We start from the raw sequence: 15960 nt of genomic DNA, 5'->3' as shown, positions 1-15960 counted from the left end.
ATATATTAATGATAAAACGTAGCATAAAGAACTTTATTGCAAGTGATGGTCAACCTATGGTTGTTCTCATTGATGAAAATAGAATCCCTCTGTTTCATCCTAATATTTATGCCATGACAAAGTTTCGAACTTTAGGTCGTCAAGTTAGTACTACAGAAAAAAATCTCTACTGCATTGGCATGGCCCACCTGTGGGCAACTATTCATAATATTGACTTGGAACATACAATTTTAAATGCTCAGTTTTTAACTATTGAACAACTTCAAGATTTAGCTTTTTTTCTAAGATTAAAAAGAACGAAACAAAATGAGCTACTGATACAAAAAATAGGATCTCAACCCTTAACCCCAAAAAAAATTGCCAAAAAAATTGAAAATATAATTTACATGCCCACCCAGGTCTCCATTCAAAAAACTACCACGACTGCAACAGAGGGGGCTTTTCGATTAAAGCTGTTCATCAATATTTTAAGTTTTTACTGCAAAGATCGAAGCATCGCTTTAATAAAGAGAAAATTGATAATTTTGAACAAAGCCTCAACTACTTCTATACCCTTGCACCAAAAAATAAGAACAAGGGTGATCAAGACGTACTAGAAGGGCTTAGCCGATCAGAGCAAAATATTATTATCGAAATCATGAACCCAACCCACCCAGACAACCCATTTAGAAGTAACTTTAACAGGCATCGTAATCAACTAATTTATGAGATGCTTTGAGGCACTGGAATGAGACGCAGTGAGCTTAGATTCTTAAAAATTGAAGATGTCGACTTTAGAACACATCAAATCCATATTCGTGTGTCCAAAACAAAAGAACGAACTGTTCCATGCTCATCCAATACCTGTGAACTGTTTCATCAATTCATCACACGGCATTTATCTAAAGTGCCTTTCAAAAATAGAAAACATGGTTATCTATTCACAACTGAAACAGGTCAACACTTGTCCAATGATGCGATCAATTTAATTTTTAGGACATTAAAAAAACAAGTAAATATTTCAACATGTATTACACCTCATACTATGAGAAGAACATGGAATGACAATCTAAATATACTTATTGATAGCCTTCCACCAGATCAGAAACCAAACCAAGAGTTAGAAAAGCAAATAAGAAATAGACTAATGGGTTGGAGTTCAATTTCTGAAATGAGTAGCAGATATAGCAGACGATCAATCAGAGAAAAGGCTGATGAATTGGGTGAACTACTAGCAAACTCAATTGCTCAAAACAAAGGAGAAAATAATGCAATATAGTTTGGATCTTTTTAGCCCATCGGTATCAGTACGGAAAATCATTAGTTTAGATGGACAATTATTAAAAGTTCCTCTTTTTCAAAAATTTAAAATTACCAATCACGATAATCAAATATTCACACTAAACTTAGATATTTTTGACAGCGGTAATCCACTACACACCGCATTATCAAACCTAGTTATTGATATGATTCAAACAAAATCGATAACTTATGTTTCAGCCACAACAAGAGCCTTAAAAAAATGGTTTAATTCAAATATATTTCAAGAAAGCCACCTTGATATTAATTGCTTGGAAACACTGAATAATATTAATCCTAGCTATCAGCCTTTCCTAATCCCACTTTTGAGAAAATTAAGTCTACGTCATAAAGATTTGATGACAGAAGAACTTATAGATTTTTTTAAAAATACGAACAAATGGGAAGAACGAAACCCTGCATACTTCAAATTAATTGTAAATGACCCTGAAAAAGGAGTTTTTACTACACAAGAGCTTGTAAACCTACATGACAATTTAAACTTGGCTTTTAGCCAAAAAAAATTAAGTCAGTACGATTACACACTTGCATGGTTTGTTATTGCAACAGGTGCAAGGCCTGTACAGCTTTCAAGATTAAAATTCAATGATATAAATATCATTGAAAATGATGTCATGATCAAAATGCCATTAGCAAAAGGCGAAGGTATAATTGATCAAGGATTTTTTTTAAGAAAAGCTCCAACAATATTAGCGGATTGCCTTATTAGATACATTTCCAATTCTAATCATAAAAATATAGACATCCCCCTTTTTGGTTTAAACCCCAATGAAATTAGTAAGAAAATAAAAGTAATTTTTGAAAATTTAGACACCTACTCTTCAAGATTAGAGGGAGAAATTCCTGTCAACGCATATCGCTTTAGATACACCCTTGCAACCAGAGCCTTGAAAAATGGTGCTTCAGACCATGAAGTTGCGCGATTACTTACACATCGTTCTTTAAGCTGTATTAAATACTATCGTGCATCTTTACCTGAGCTGCAGAAACCAATACAAGATGCGTTATCAGAGGAAATGAGCTTTTTTGCGCATGCATTCAAAGGAAAAATCATCACCTCTCTTGATGATGCAACGTTCAAAAACTCGGCTATTGCCGATTTCTTTCGCTTAGCAGGAAAAAGCATTGGCTCCTGTGGCACACAAGCAAAATGCTATCAGAATGCCCCTATTTCATGTTTGACTTGTCCTTATTTTGAACCTTTAGCTGATGCTCCATGGAATAGCCTTTTAGAATTTTTACTGGATGACCAAGCGAAAGAACAAGAGGAAAGGATTAAAGAAATTACCACTAGAGCTATTGAAGCAGTCAAAGAAATTATGTCAATCGTTGAGGAGTCAAATAACTAATGCATTCATTTATAGACTTCAATGATTCTAGAAAGCTAGAAGCTAAGAAAAAATTAAATACATATATTTTAAAGTATAAAAATAACTTTATATTTCAAGACAATCATTGGGATGATTCTATATGGGACATTACAGACTTTTTAAAAAACAAGATAAGAAATCATCAATCACAAAGAGTACATTTCAGATCTTATGTTGATGACTCAAAAATCAAATCGATAGTTGAAAAACCCATTTCAAAGCCGCTCTTAGATTTTGTTAAGGCATCGTTTTGCGAAATTATGTTGGCCAAAAAACTACTAGAATCTAGACGGATTATTTATGCATACCAAGCCTTAGAGCATGCATTACATAAACAAAACCGTGAAATCTGCGTGACTGAAATTAATATTGAAACTCTAAATTTAGCTGAAGCATATCTTTTATCAAGATTTCAAGATGCTTGGTCTGTTGCTAAAAATCTAGAGAATATTATCAACAATTTTATTATTGCAAAGGGGCTAAATACAGAAGTTTACCAATGGTCTACTAGTATCAAATATACAGCACCAATAAGAAGTGACCGTACACAAAGAGAACATATCAATCAAAAAAAATCTAAACTTCCACATTTAGAAGAGATTATAGCGCTCGCTGACATACACTGCTCAAGTACTCACACCTCAGATAAAATCGTTACATCTTTTGTTTCCCTAGCCATGTTCGCACCTAGCAGAGGAACTGAAATACTAACACTACATATAGATTGCAAGACATTCGCTTCCCAAGATGAGCAAGAAATTATGGGACTAAAATGGCTTCCATCAAAAGGTGGTGACCCAATTACTAAATTTAGCATTAGCCCTGAATGGGATGATATAGCATCAAAATCCATTGACTATTTAACTAGACTTGGAGCTTCTGCACGTATAGCAGCAAAATGGTACAGTGAAAACCCTCAAAACTTATATCTACCAGAGCATCTAACTCACCTCAGAAATCAACCCATTACCCTTTGGGAAGTTGCACAAATTTTAGGAAAAGAAAATTCAATCAAAGGATGCCATGCCTTTAGATATGGTTTCTCAAAAAATATTGGAAGAACCTCTGATAAAGGAAGAATGTTCGATAAGGACAGCTCTTGGGTTAACCTATATCAATTTGAAGAACTTGAGAAATTTATCATTTCCAAATTTCCGAAGACTTTTCCTGTATTAAATGGCTCTACTCAACAATATTGGCACGATTCATTATTTGTATTACCTAAAAACATTCTAAAACCTGATGCAGATAATCTTCAAAATGTCCCTGAACCTATTAACTTAGGCCAAATTAACAAACAATTAGGAAGTAATCCAAATGGTAATACAATCTTTACAAGAAATCATAAGTTCCTAAATACTCAAGGTGATAAACAAAAAATGTATATCACTACACATCAGTTTAGACACTTACTAAATACTTTGGCACAGCTAAAAGCATTACCACAGGAACTTATTGCATTTTGGTCTGGCAGGAAAAGTATTAAACAAAATGATGTTTACAACCACATCTCTCAAGATGCTTATATTGAGGCTTTCACTAATATAGAAGATAAATTCCAAAAAATTTCACAGACAGGATATTTAGACGAAAAAATAAAAAAAATTATACACCTCAATCCAATTAACTATGAAGAAGCGTTAAAAATTGAATTAGGATCCATTCATATCACGCAATATGGCATCTGTAGACATGATTACTCGCTCACTCCTTGCCCCAAAGACAAGGATTGCGGAAATTGTAGTGAGTTTTCGGTAATGAAAGGAAATGAAGCACATTTTACAAAAGCCAATCAACAAGTCGAATTGCTTTCTAAAGCGCTTTTAAATGCCAAACAAGCAGAAAAAGATGGTCATCCAGGTGCAAGAAAATGGATTGAACTAAACGAACCCAAATATGAGCGCTGGCAAAAAATTAAAGCTTTTTTAGAGGATGACTCTATCCCCAACAATACGATGTTTACTTTAGCCGATCCAATTGAACAACATTAACGTGGTCTCGCTTTTTAGCATTGCTAGAATTAGATATAGGACACAAATATACAAAAGCTGCTTTATTAAGACATCCAAAATTCAAAGATGCTTGGGATAAAAGACGGTGGAATGAAAATCCCGATAAAAATATAGCAAAAGGTTTTGGCAATTATGGATTACAAACAGCTTTAGAAAAAATTGAAAAGCTAGAAGCTACAATTGAACGCCTTGAAAATGAAAATAATCTGCTGACTGAAAAGTTTGTAGTATGGGCAACAAATGCTACGAATAGAGGTCTATCTTTAGAAGATTTAGATAGAGCAATCCCCTCCCATGCAGAGAAAAATTTTAGATGATTACACATTCTTATTTAGAGGCTCAATCACTCATTTCTTACCTTCTTCAAAAATTTAAGCCACCGCTTCATTAAACGCTTCAACCACCCCAAATATACTGTCTGCATCCCCATCACCAAACACACCATCGATCCCTTCATAGTGAATTTGGTTAAACGGTGGTTCATATAATTGAGCAGCCTCTAATACACCATTTTGTGTTAAATGTTCGATTAACATTTCCACAAAACGTATCTGTTTTTCGTTATACGTTGAACCTTGTAGATACTTTGAGAATGCTTCTTGTACCGCTTGACGATCCAACCCCACCAAAGAGCGAATGAATAATGGTAGTGACTTTTCTGTACCAAAACATTCTTCAAACTTATCTCGGCTTTCTACTTCTTGAGCTTCAAAAACAAAACGCTCTAGCTCACTTAAATCAGTCGGTGTAAGAGTCAAACCACGTTTTAACTTTGCAATCGTAATATGATTTTCATTCGCCTTAATAAAGCTTTCTACACGTTTACGGTACTGTGCAAGATTGACACCACTTGATACGACAGGAATATCAACCGCTTGCATCTGTCCAATTTCATCATCGAGCATAGAATACACAATGGTCGAGGTCGATTTTTCAATCAGTTTCACCAAATCGCGAATACGTTTACGCATCGCTTCGAGCATTGGCAAGGTGATGCCTTTCCAGTATTCAACGGTTTGAATGTCTTGAATCAGCGCAATCTGTTCTGCAACAACAGGAATATTTTCTTTGCTTTCCAGTTTAGAAGCAATTTCAATCACTTTATTGGCATAGCTTTGAGCTGCTGTATTGTTCTTTTCTAATACTGCTAGTTCAAGGTTATAACACAACATATCAAACAGTTTGGCTTCTAAGGTTTCAGGCTCAAGCTGGTTTGGTAATTTAGAAATGTGTTCTCGTAACGTACCGATGGCAAGATCATCTAAGTTGTTCCAAGCATCATCATTTTTGAAATGTTCAACATGCTCAAGTTCAGATTTCACAATGAAATTCTCATTGTTCATGGACTTTACTTCAGTCTGTAAACTCTGACGCATATCTTGCTGTACAGCTTTCAATTCTTCGGTGTTATAGTCTTTAGCATTGAGCAGACTCAGGATATTTAAACGTGCTTTAAACAAGCGTTGTCCGAGTGGCTCTGTGGTCGATACAGGCGCACCATCTGGATTTTCATTGAAGTATTCAAAGTTAGAGCAATAATCGAAAATAAAGAATTCTTTTTTATCTTTTTCAGGGCTAAACAATTCTTTGCAGAGTCGTGTACCACGCCCAATCATCTGCATAAACTTCACTTTAGAACGTACAGCTTTAAAGAATACTAAGTTGACCACTTCAGGTACATCAATGCCTGTATCGAGCATATCCACTGAAATCGCAATCTGTGGCTCAGGTAAATCTTTCTTGCTAAAGTCATCAATTAAGCTTTGTGGATACTTAGTGGCATGTGTAATGACACGGGCAAACTTGCCATCATATTGCGGATAGTTTTCATTGAAGCGATCAGCAATAAACTGGGCATGTTTTTGATTGACGGCAAAGATAATGGTTTTGCCAAGACGATCACCGCCTTCGGTCTTAATACCATTTTCCATCAAGTGCTTGAGCATTAAATCAATCGTGCCTGTATTAAACAGCTCTTTATTAATCTTGGATGCTGAAACTTCTTCGGGAGCTTCTTCATCGCCCCAATTTAGACTATCCCAGTGTTGTTTTTCTTCTTCGGAAAGTTCGTCGTATTTCACGCCTTCACGCATGAATTTAAGCGGTACGGAATAGGCTTTAGGTGGGACGAGATAACCATCGGCAATGGCTTGATCGAGATCGTAGTAATCAGTCGGTACACCACTTTCTAAACCAAACAATGCGTAGGTATCACGGTCAACTTCATCTCGTGGTGTTGCGGTTAAACCGACCAGCAAGCTATCGAAATATTTAAAAATCTCACCAAACTTTTGGTACACGCTACGGTGTGCTTCATCGACAATAATCAGGTCGAACATACCTGTGCCGAATTGGCGTGTGCCATCGGCATTTTTTTCATCAATCAAGCCCATCATGGTTTGATACGTCGAGAAATAGACTCGTCCAACTTGGCTCTTATCTTCAAGTAAATTGACAAATGAGGCATCTTTTAAATTGGCTTTAAAGGCGTTGTGCGCCTGATTTACCAGTGAAGTGCGGTCTGCAAGGAATAATGCCTTTTGCACCACATTGGCTTTCATCAATACATCGACCAGTGCAATGGCGGTACGAGTTTTACCTGTCCCTGTTGCCATAATCAGTAAGCCTGCACGTTCTTTACGTTGATAGGCTGCAAGCATGGCTTTGATGGCACGAGTTTGATAGTAGCGCTCAACAATGTTCGTATTGATAGGGAAGCTACTTAAATCAGGGTTGTTCTTACGTCTTTCGATCAAGCGTTTGAGTTCTGCTTGAGTATAGAAGCCATGAACCAAACGTGGTGGACCACCTTGCACATCATTCCATATTCGGGTTTTGTAGCCGTTGGTATAGAAGATGACTGGGCGTTGTCCTGTCTGTTGCTCTAAGCAATCTGCATACAGCTTGGCTTGTTGCTGTCCGATGTCAGGGTCGGTTGATGTACGTTTGGCTTCAACCACAGCCAAGGGCAAGCAATTGGCATCATACAACACATAATCCACTGCACCTTTACCCGATGGACTTGGCATACCTGTAACAGCAACTTCTTCCCGAACGGATGTACCAATTTCCCAGCCTGCTTCTTCAAGCATCAGGTCAATTTTAAGTTTTCGAGTTTCATCTTCTTTATAGTCGGTATGGTCTTCGATTTTGCTGTTGGCAATTTTGGCTTGTTCAACGTCTGCACGTTTTTGTGCAAGTTCAGCATCTATGTTGGCAAGTAGTTTTTCACGTTCTTCTAAACTTGCAGATAACTCAAAGAGTTTTTGCTCACGTTCACGTAAGGCTTTGTGTTGTTCTGCAAATTGCTTTTCTTTTGCTTCGGTTTCTTTCAGTAGTTGTTCTTTGTTTGCGGTGATTTGCTGTGTGTTATCTGCGTTAGGAATCAGTTCGGTTTTAAAGATATGCGGCTGTGAACGGTCTTTGGACGGTGAACCGTAGTTACGTTCAAACCAGACATACATCAAAAATAAATGACTGATGTGTTTTACGGTTTCTTCTGTTGTGAGTTGTTTGAACTTTTTCCCATGTACGGCACTGTTGCCGACCATGCGGATGTTGTCCATTTTGTCCCAAATATAGGGTGGAATCAGGTCTTTAAATTTGAGATCGTTAAGTAAGTTATGCAGTGACGGGTCATAAGGTTGGTTCAGTTTTTTATCGTATTGATACAGCCATAGAACAAGGTTTTCAAGCGAAGTACGAGCTGCTGCAAGGGCAAATTGTGGGGATATATACGTGAGCTTTTCGGCTTCTTTTGCGGTAGCTGCCAAGCTTTTAAATTCAGGTTCTAAAAACTGAAAATTGCTCATGTATATATTCCCTCATTTTTTAAATTAAATTTTATACATTCTTGATTAAGTAATTTACTTATGTGTTAAAGAAAAAAAGTTCAACATTGTTCTAGCATATTCCATTTTATCTGATGCGACAGTCACACTAAGTCCATCATAAATATTATCCTCATTTGGTCGAAATTTTGCGACACCATTGGTTTGGTATTGTCCTTTTAATTGATACTGATAATAAACAGTTTGTTGATTCGCTCTTACTATCTTTACAGGTGGTGTTGTCCCACTAAACTTAGTACCATATAACTGCTGATTTTGCCTTGCAGCTTCTGGAAAAAATGGAGTTGCAGCATTTAGTCCACAACCGACACAAGCAGGCACAGCATATAAACTTAGGTTTGACTTTTGATCTGCTGATGCGAGTGCTAAAACGGTGTTGCCATTTACACCAATAGCACCTTTCAATCGTGTCCATTCAGCAGGTGCTAAAATCCATTCATCTGTTTCAGCAATGTTATATACCCTCATGTTGGCAGCAATTTTTTTTGGTAAATCCATTGCAAAATAGCACTTTGACTTATTACAACTTGCTGTAGGTCTATGTGGTGCATCAGTTTCATCCATACCCATAGGAACACTGATCGAATACGCAGGGACTTGCACACCATTTTTAAATATTGCTGCACCTATAGCGGTTATAGGGTAAGTTTTTCTTTGTTCATTTACGCTGATATCTATTCTTACAGGAGAAAATGTATATTTCTCTGCAATACTGACGGTTGAAAAAAAACTTAAGCCAACGGCTACGATTAATTTAAATTTCATAACTATCCTTGTATTTATAAAGTGCCGTTAAATGCTTGGTTTTGTAGTGATTTGAATAAAGAGTCGATATATTCTAATGAAGATAAGTGAATACTAATTAGTTTGTCTATAGATCCAATCTTACTTGAAAATTCAAGCTGTAATTCAATTGGTGGAAGGAGAATTTCAAGCCCTCTTATATCTACCAAATGTAAGTGCTTTATGGCAATTCCCTTATTTTTTCCCAATAAATGAGAAAGCATGGACGGACTTCTCAACATACTAGTAAGAAATATCGCATCAATTCGTTGCCGATCATGTTTAATCAAACATAAACTTTCAAACAAACTAAATTGATGTGAACGATCAATTATAGCAACCGAACCAAGTGAACCACTTTTAGCAAGCACAATATCCCCAATTTCTGGATTGCATCGCTTGATGAGTTGGCTGTGTTCTTGTTCAGAAATATACTTGTTTGTATTCCAAACAATACGACCTTTCTTAATGTCTTTAGCTGATAAAAACTCAATACCCGAACTCATATATGTAGGAGTCTTATGCGTTCCATCAGTAATTTTATGAGTTACTTTCTCAAGCAGGCATTTATCCCAATTTTTTGGATTTGATATCGGATCACCAAACATATCAATAAACGTAGCTTGTAAAAGCTGATCTAACTTTCCAATGGCTTGCTGACGCTTTTGGCGTAGCGCATCAGCTTGATCTAAAATTGATGCAATTCGGCGTTGTTGTTCAAGTGGCGGGAGTAGGATTTTATTCGCAAGAAATTTTCCACGAGTAATGTGTTTCATTGTGGCACCATGAACTTGGCTCTCCATCTCAACTATGGATAGTTCAAGAGCACGTTTTAAATAATTTTTATCAATTTTTTCATCATTTGGAACAACTTTAAAAATATGTTGATTGATACAGGCTTCCTTTCCACTCCATTCATAAACACCTAAACTAGCTGACCATGAAACTAATAAATCACCTTTATGTGCGATGTTAGTATCTTTAACTTCACGTTTTGTATAGTTATATTCTTTTGATGGATCGTTTAAGTTCTGAATACGAATAATAGGTTTACCTTCTGTTCCCCAATCTTCAGGCTTAAAAGCAACACCATTAATAAAATCAGCAACATCACCTAAACAAACTAAAGGGTAACTCACTTAAGCATCTCCTTAAGCGTAGCCATTCCTTTTAAAATATCCTGCTCAAGCTCTTCTAAATCCGCCAAAATCTTACTTGGTGCTTCATATTCCACTTGCTCATATACCACTTCCTTATAACGGTTAATCGACAAGTCATAACCATTGGCAGCAATATCCGCTTTATCCACCATAAAACTTTGCTCAGTGGCTTTACGAGTGCTTTCTGCTTCTAGGTTTTTAAAACGGGTAATAATGTCGGGAATGTTGTTATTTTCATGTTTAGAGGCATCGAGTTCATTACGCTTATCATCTAGCGAATAACCATCCGCCTGCATATCATAGAACCAAACTTTGTCCGTACCGCCTGACATAGTTTTGGTGAAGATCATAATTGCAGTTGAAACGCCAGCATAAGGCTTAAATACACCTGAAGGCATTGAAATAATCGCTTCTAGCTTTTGCTCTTCCACAATCTTTTGACGCAAATCTTTATGCGCTTTAGATGAACCAAATAACACACCATCAGGCACAATCACCGCAGCACGACCGCCAGTTTTTAACAAACGCAAAAACAAAGCCAAAAATAACAATTCAGTCTTTTTGGTTTTAACCACTGCTTGAATATTCTTGGCACAGCTTTCATTGTCTAAACTGCCTGCAAATGGAGGATTGGCAAGAATCAGACTGTATTTTTCAGCAATATGCGAATGTGCTTCACTTAAAGAATCACGGTTTTCAATCCGTGGGTTCTCTACACCATGCAGCATCATATTCATCGAACCAATGCGAAGCATAGTGCTATCAAAATCATAACCAAAAAAAGTTTCTTCACTAAAACGTTTTGCAGCTTCAGGATTGGCAAAAATCTCAGTACTGTAATGATCGTTTAAATATTCACTTGCAGCGACAAGGAAGCCTGCTGTACCACACGCAGGATCACAAATGGTATCGGTTGGCTTTGGCTGCATCAGCTCCACAATCATTTTGATGATATGACGAGGGGTACGAAACTGACCGTTTTGACCTGCTGATGCAATCTTACCGAGCATGTATTCGTAAATATCGCCTTTGGTGTCTTTGTCATCCATTGGCACATCGGCAACCAAATCCACTACTTTGGTGAGTAGCGCAGGCGTAGGAATGGTAAAACGTGCATCCTTCATGTGATGGCTATAAGTGGTTTCGTCTTCTGCACCTAAGTTTTTAATGAAAGGAAAGACTTCATTAGCAACCGTGTTATACAGTGTTGCAGCATCACCCAAAGTAATAAACTTTGACCAACGAAGATGATCTTGTTCTGGCGTGAAAATAGGATGCTCAACTTCTCTTTTTAAACGGTTGGCTTTCTTTTCTTTGGTAATTTGAATTTCATCGAGTCGGCGAATAAACAGCAAATAAGTCATTTGCTCCATGACTTCTAGAGGATTGGAAATACCACCACTCCAAAATGCGTTCCAAATCTGGTCAATTTTGCTTTTAATTTCGCCTGTAATCACGGTACGACTCTCAAATTTCTTTAAGTCTATTGTGTTGGATTTACAAGGGAAATGCTATGGGGAAATAGTGGGGTGCGACATCATTTGACTTTCATAGAAGTTTATTCTTAGGCAAAAAATATTAAACTGAATCATCTAAAAAGTAGATTTTGAGATAGCATGAAGAATGATCCTAAAGTAGTAATATTTGATGCTTTCGGTACTCTTGTAAAAATTGGTACAAGCCGATCTCCATATCGTAAATTAATGAAATGGCTAAAAGATAATGGGAGGAGACCAAGCCCTAATGATGCAAGTATCATCATGTCAAAAGCCTTTGATATTCCACAATTAGCTCTGCATTTTGGACAGGTAATTCCTGAACAGCTTTTAAATGAGATCAATAATGATCTTCTATTTGAGTTAAATACAATTGAACTCTATGAAGATACGATACCTACGCTACAAACTTTAAAAAAACATGGTTTTAAGATTGCGCTTTGTTCCAATTTAGCAATGCCTTACGGTGAACAACTAAAAATACATCTGCCTAGTTTATTTGATGTCGTTGTTTTTAGTTATGAGGTTGGATCAATAAAGCCTGAGCAGCAAATTTATGAATTCATTAAGGTACATTTCGACTGTGAAATGTCAGAAATGTTATTTATTGGAGATCACCCAGTTTTAGATGTGGAAAAACCAATCTCATTAGGAATGAATGCACGCTTGATTCAGCGTCTTACACGGCAACAGCTATCCGATGTAATAGGTGATTTATTATGAGTGCCCTTTAACTTCATACACCACACAATACATAAGACAAGTATATCTATATGGATACCCCCCACTATCAATAATCACATGACCTTCAGCCGCTAGGGCTCTAAATGCTCGATAGATTTTGTTATTAAGTGATTTTTCCCTAAATTGAGGATAAGCATATAAAAAACTCTCTTTAATCTCTTTAAATGTCAAAGATTTAAAAGGTGAAGATGATAAGAAAGCACCCCAATAACCCTTAATAGACTGATATTCAAAAATATTTTCCAAAGCCTACCACCAAGAATAAAAAAATATCCCATTTTGGGATATTTGTATTAATAGTACAACATCTTGAGCCATGAGCTCAATACACGATCCTCGCTACAAAAGGCTAATACAAGAACTTATTTATATACGTGAGTTAAAAAAATAACTCAGGTAGAGCTCGCTGCATCTTTGAAAAAGCCTCAATCTTATGTTGCCAAAGTTGAAAACCTAGACCGTAGACTAGATATTTTGGAATTGAGCGATTGGCTAAGCGTATTAGATATTTCTATTATTACCTTCATAGAAGAAGCTCTTAGCATTGACACTTAAACGTAAGCGTCCGCTGAATCCCATACCTATTTTTTAATTCGATTTAGGTTTCCAGCAGTGCGGCAGCAATTCTTCAATTTGGGTCACTTTGTGTGTCGGTAACCTTTTCAGCACATCACTTAAATAGGCATACGGATCCAAGCCATTCAGCTTTGCTGACTGGATTAAAGTCATGATGTTTGCCGCTCGCTGACCACTGCGCAGCGAACCTGCAAACAGCCAGTTCTTGCGTCCCAACGCCCAGGGACGCATCTGATTCTCTACCCAATTGTTGCATATCGGTAGATTGCCATCATCCAGATAGCGGCTTAAGGCTGGCCAACGCTTCAGAGTGTAATTGATAGCCTTGGCGGTGGGAGAACTCGATGGCACTGTCAGATGATGTTGGTTGAGCCATTCATATAGTTGTTGCATCACTGGTTGACTATGCTGTTGTCGGTATTCGCGGCGGTCTTCCGCTGTACCATCGGTCTTTTTCCTGAGTTCTGCTTCTATCGCATACAGTTTCTGAATCAGCACTAAGGCCTGTTCAGCAACCTGACTTTTCCCAGTTACATGCAGTTCATGGAATTTACGACGTGCATGGGCCATGCACCCCACCTCAATCACCTGGCCTGATTTAAAACGTGCTTTATAACCACTGTAATCATCACAGACTAGATAGCCCTGCCAGCCTTTCAAGAACTCTTCAGCATGCTGGCCTGAACGACTATCCTGAAAGTCATAGATCACCGCCTGAACTGGATTATACTGTGTGGTGGCATAGGCCCAGACATAACCTTTCTTCGGTTTTTTATTATTCTCACCCATCCGCATGATGGTGACCGGTGTTTCATCTGCATGCAGCACCCGCTGTTGCAGCACCACCTCTTTTAAGGCATTGGCCAGAGGTTCCAGTTCTACACCGCAGCGACCTATCCAGTCAGATAAAGTGGATCTGGACAGATCAATGCCAGCCCGCTGATAGATCAGGCGCTGACGGTACAGCGGCAAATGATCGGCATACTTCGATACCAGCACATGGCTGAGCAATTCAGGTGAAGCAATGCCTTTATCAATCACATAGGCGGGCATCGCTTGCTGAGTTAGAGTGTCACACTGATCACAGACCCATTTACCACGCACATGCTGTTCCTTATAGAACTGTGCCGGTCTGAAATGCAGTTTTTCACTGACATCTTCGCCGATACGACGGAGTTGGCAGCCACAAGCACATTGGGTTGATGCAGGTTCATGCTCAATACGGATGGTGTGTAGATGATCTGGCAGTGGTCGACGTTTAGGTTTATTGGTTTTGGCTTTCTGTGTCGCTGCATTGGTTTTATCTGCATTTAGCCGTTCCAGTTCTAGATCAACCGCGGCAATATCTTCTTCAACCGCTTCATCCCACAGATGGATTTGTTTTGCCGTTAAGTGTTCATTCTTTTGGGCGAATTTGTGCTTTTTAAACAGCGCCAGTTCATGCTCGTATTTTTGATTGAGAATAGAAAGATGTTGAACTTTGGCATCCAATTGTTGGTTTGATTGTGCTAGAGACTGATGCTGCAGCGCCAACTGCCTGGTGAATTCCAGCAGTTGTTCATGGGTCAGTTGGCTTAAGTCAGGCAGCGTATTCATGACCGCAGTATGCCTGAGGTCATGAGAAGAATGAAATAGAACGTTTGGAGAATAGCAGAATGGTCGAGCCTGGTTTAAAGCATCGTCACCACCTGCTGTCGTCCAATGCGCTGCCAGGGCAAACCTTGGATCAGTGCCTGTAACTGTTCCGGGCTGAGGGCCACGGTTTCACCTTGGTGAACTTGAGCCCAGTGAAATTTGCCCTGTTCCAGCCGCCGGGCACACAGCCAGATGCCCAATCCATCATGTACCAGCACTTTCATGCGATGGCCACGTTTATTACAGAACAGGTAAGCACAATGCGGTTTGATGTAGCCAAAGGCTCTCACCACCTGAGCCATGGTCGTATCCATACCTGCACGCATGTCCATGGGCTGAGTAGACAACCAGATTTCATCAATGCGGATCATGTTGCAAGTGCCTTGAGTAATTCTGCCAAGGCAGGTATTTCTGATGTCTGCCATTTTAGCTGAATATCATTATTCGTATGAGGCACGGTGATACACAACGTGATCCTCTCATCAATAGGTTGGCTGATTGCAGCAGTGTAAGGCAAAGCAATAAATGCTGGATTCACATGAGTAGGATCCTGCACGGCACCCTCATGATGGCTGAAGATCCTGATCCAACGACTGACAAGGTTGGCATTAATACTATGTTGCAGTGCGACCGAAGCGATCGAGGTATTAGGATTTTTGCAGGCATTGACAATACTGAGTTTGAATTCTTTGCTGTATTTTCGGCGTTTTTTAGCAACAGGAGGTGTTGCTGAATATATATCCATGTTCATGGATTAAGTCCCCACTTGTTTTTAGGTGGGAACTAAATTAAGGCTTATAGGATCGCTTGGTAAGGCTGTGTTAGCCGGATGCTTACACTTAAACCACAGAAACAACCTCCACATTGTTCATGTTTTAGTAAAAGGTTAGTTCTATTTTGGGTACATATCCCCTAAAAAAAGATAGGTAAGTACCCAAAATGGTATCTACCTATGGTTCTTAATCATCTATAAATTCACTAAAACATGTCTCAGGCATTGAACCTCTAACTCGTATAGCTCCACCAATATTAAT

14 protein-coding genes and 1 pseudogene are annotated in these 15960 nt (G+C 38.2%); 7 read left to right on the top strand and 8 right to left on the bottom strand.

Features of this window, described 5'->3' with window-relative positions; all coding sequences use genetic code 11:
• Positions 1 to 8 precede the first annotated feature (8 nt).
• The 5 genes from ACO1B7_RS10350 (at position 9) to ACO1B7_RS10330 (ending at position 4998) form a co-directional block, all read left to right on the top strand.
• On the top strand, positions 9 to 596 hold the full coding sequence (locus ACO1B7_RS10350; RefSeq protein ID WP_423090161.1) for a hypothetical protein: 588 nt from the start codon (positions 9 to 11) through the stop codon (positions 594 to 596).
• Positions 597 to 727: 131 nt separating this feature from the next.
• Complete coding sequence (locus tag ACO1B7_RS10345; RefSeq protein ID WP_423090160.1) at positions 728 to 1258, top strand: tyrosine-type recombinase/integrase; 531 nt, start codon at positions 728 to 730, stop codon at positions 1256 to 1258.
• Entirely contained in the window at positions 1248 to 2648 is a 1401-nt protein-coding gene (locus tag ACO1B7_RS10340; protein WP_423090159.1) for a tyrosine-type recombinase/integrase, read from the top strand. Before ACO1B7_RS10345 ends, ACO1B7_RS10340 begins: the two co-directional genes overlap by 11 nt.
• Positions 2648 to 4660, top strand: coding sequence for a hypothetical protein (locus tag ACO1B7_RS10335; RefSeq protein ID WP_423090158.1), 2013 nt, complete (start codon positions 2648 to 2650; stop codon positions 4658 to 4660). The genes ACO1B7_RS10340 and ACO1B7_RS10335 overlap by 1 nt, the downstream gene beginning before the upstream one ends.
• A gap of 20 nt (positions 4661 to 4680) precedes the next feature.
• The gene (locus tag ACO1B7_RS10330; RefSeq protein ID WP_423090157.1) at positions 4681 to 4998 is read left to right on the top strand and encodes a hypothetical protein; all 318 of its coding nucleotides are present in this window, start codon (positions 4681 to 4683) and stop codon (positions 4996 to 4998) included.
• A gap of 54 nt (positions 4999 to 5052) precedes the next feature.
• On the opposite strand, the gene ACO1B7_RS10325 is transcribed toward ACO1B7_RS10330, so the two are convergent.
• From ACO1B7_RS10325 to ACO1B7_RS10310, 4 genes are read right to left on the bottom strand one after another with little or no spacing between them, the layout of a single operon-like run.
• Positions 5053 to 8493, bottom strand: coding sequence for a DEAD/DEAH box helicase family protein (locus tag ACO1B7_RS10325; RefSeq protein WP_423090156.1), 3441 nt, complete (start codon positions 8491 to 8493; stop codon positions 5053 to 5055).
• 54 nt (positions 8494 to 8547) lie between these two features.
• Positions 8548 to 9297: a DUF4850 domain-containing protein gene (locus ACO1B7_RS10320; RefSeq protein WP_423090155.1), complete on the bottom strand. Its 750-nt coding sequence runs from the start codon at positions 9295 to 9297 to the stop codon at positions 8548 to 8550.
• 14 nt (positions 9298 to 9311) lie between these two features.
• A complete protein-coding gene (locus tag ACO1B7_RS10315; RefSeq protein ID WP_423090154.1) occupies positions 9312 to 10454 on the bottom strand; it encodes a restriction endonuclease subunit S in 1143 nt (380 codons plus the stop codon).
• Positions 10451 to 11932 carry a type I restriction-modification system subunit M gene (locus ACO1B7_RS10310; protein WP_423090153.1) on the bottom strand — a complete coding sequence of 494 codons (1482 nt, stop codon included), beginning with the start codon at positions 11930 to 11932 and terminating at the stop codon, positions 10451 to 10453. The genes ACO1B7_RS10315 and ACO1B7_RS10310 overlap by 4 nt, the downstream gene beginning before the upstream one ends.
• Positions 11933 to 12091: 159 nt before the next feature.
• On the opposite strand from ACO1B7_RS10310, the gene ACO1B7_RS10305 reads away from it, so the two are divergent.
• Positions 12092 to 12694, top strand: coding sequence for an HAD family hydrolase (locus ACO1B7_RS10305; protein WP_423090152.1), 603 nt, complete (start codon positions 12092 to 12094; stop codon positions 12692 to 12694).
• On the opposite strand, the gene ACO1B7_RS10300 is transcribed toward ACO1B7_RS10305, so the two are convergent.
• Positions 12689 to 12961, bottom strand: a complete 273-nt coding sequence (locus ACO1B7_RS10300; RefSeq protein WP_423090151.1) for a hypothetical protein — start codon at positions 12959 to 12961, stop codon at positions 12689 to 12691. The genes ACO1B7_RS10305 and ACO1B7_RS10300 overlap by 6 nt on opposite strands.
• Before the next feature lie 70 nt (positions 12962 to 13031).
• On the opposite strand from ACO1B7_RS10300, the pseudogene ACO1B7_RS10295 reads away from it, so the two are divergent.
• A pseudogene (locus ACO1B7_RS10295) lies at positions 13032 to 13270 on the top strand (helix-turn-helix domain-containing protein).
• Between the two features lie 33 nt (positions 13271 to 13303).
• On the opposite strand, the gene ACO1B7_RS10290 reads toward ACO1B7_RS10295, so the two are convergent.
• From ACO1B7_RS10290 to ACO1B7_RS10280, 3 genes are all read right to left on the bottom strand, one after another.
• The gene (locus ACO1B7_RS10290; RefSeq protein ID WP_005080957.1) at positions 13304 to 14887 is read right to left on the bottom strand and encodes an IS66-like element ISAba25 family transposase; all 1584 of its coding nucleotides are present in this window, start codon (positions 14885 to 14887) and stop codon (positions 13304 to 13306) included.
• A gap of 74 nt (positions 14888 to 14961) precedes the next feature.
• Complete coding sequence (gene tnpB, locus ACO1B7_RS10285) at positions 14962 to 15297, bottom strand: IS66 family insertion sequence element accessory protein TnpB (protein WP_000618091.1); 336 nt, start codon at positions 15295 to 15297, stop codon at positions 14962 to 14964.
• Complete coding sequence (locus ACO1B7_RS10280) at positions 15294 to 15677, bottom strand: transposase (RefSeq protein WP_001055585.1); 384 nt, start codon at positions 15675 to 15677, stop codon at positions 15294 to 15296. The genes tnpB and ACO1B7_RS10280 overlap by 4 nt, the downstream gene beginning before the upstream one ends.
• Positions 15678 to 15960: the final 283 nt, after the last annotated feature.

Origin of the sequence: Acinetobacter lwoffii, from assembly GCF_049367455.1 — a bacterium.
GTDB classification, from domain to species: domain Bacteria; phylum Pseudomonadota; class Gammaproteobacteria; order Pseudomonadales; family Moraxellaceae; genus Acinetobacter; species Acinetobacter lwoffii_W.
The sequence above is the reverse complement of the archived record's forward strand: the minus strand, read 5'-3'. Positions and strand labels throughout refer to the sequence as shown.

Excerpts from the sequence above, each read along its gene's own strand:
- tnpB (WP_000618091.1), bottom strand. The coding sequence starts at position 15,297 with ATGATCCGCATTGATGAAATCTGGTTGTCTACTCAGCCCATGGACATG.
- ACO1B7_RS10290 (WP_005080957.1), bottom strand. The coding sequence starts at position 14,887 with ATGAATACGCTGCCTGACTTAAGCCAACTGACCCATGAACAACTGCTG.
- ACO1B7_RS10280 (WP_001055585.1), bottom strand. The coding sequence starts at position 15,677 with ATGAACATGGATATATATTCAGCAACACCTCCTGTTGCTAAAAAACGC.
- ACO1B7_RS10325 (WP_423090156.1), bottom strand. The coding sequence starts at position 8,493 with ATGAGCAATTTTCAGTTTTTAGAACCTGAATTTAAAAGCTTGGCAGCT.
- ACO1B7_RS10320 (WP_423090155.1), bottom strand. The coding sequence starts at position 9,297 with ATGAAATTTAAATTAATCGTAGCCGTTGGCTTAAGTTTTTTTTCAACC.
- ACO1B7_RS10350 (WP_423090161.1), top strand. The coding sequence starts at position 9 with ATGATAAAACGTAGCATAAAGAACTTTATTGCAAGTGATGGTCAACCT.
- ACO1B7_RS10340 (WP_423090159.1), top strand. The coding sequence starts at position 1,248 with ATGCAATATAGTTTGGATCTTTTTAGCCCATCGGTATCAGTACGGAAA.
- ACO1B7_RS10335 (WP_423090158.1), top strand. The coding sequence starts at position 2,648 with ATGCATTCATTTATAGACTTCAATGATTCTAGAAAGCTAGAAGCTAAG.
- ACO1B7_RS10305 (WP_423090152.1), top strand. The coding sequence starts at position 12,092 with ATGAAGAATGATCCTAAAGTAGTAATATTTGATGCTTTCGGTACTCTT.
- ACO1B7_RS10345 (WP_423090160.1), top strand. The coding sequence starts at position 728 with ATGAGACGCAGTGAGCTTAGATTCTTAAAAATTGAAGATGTCGACTTT.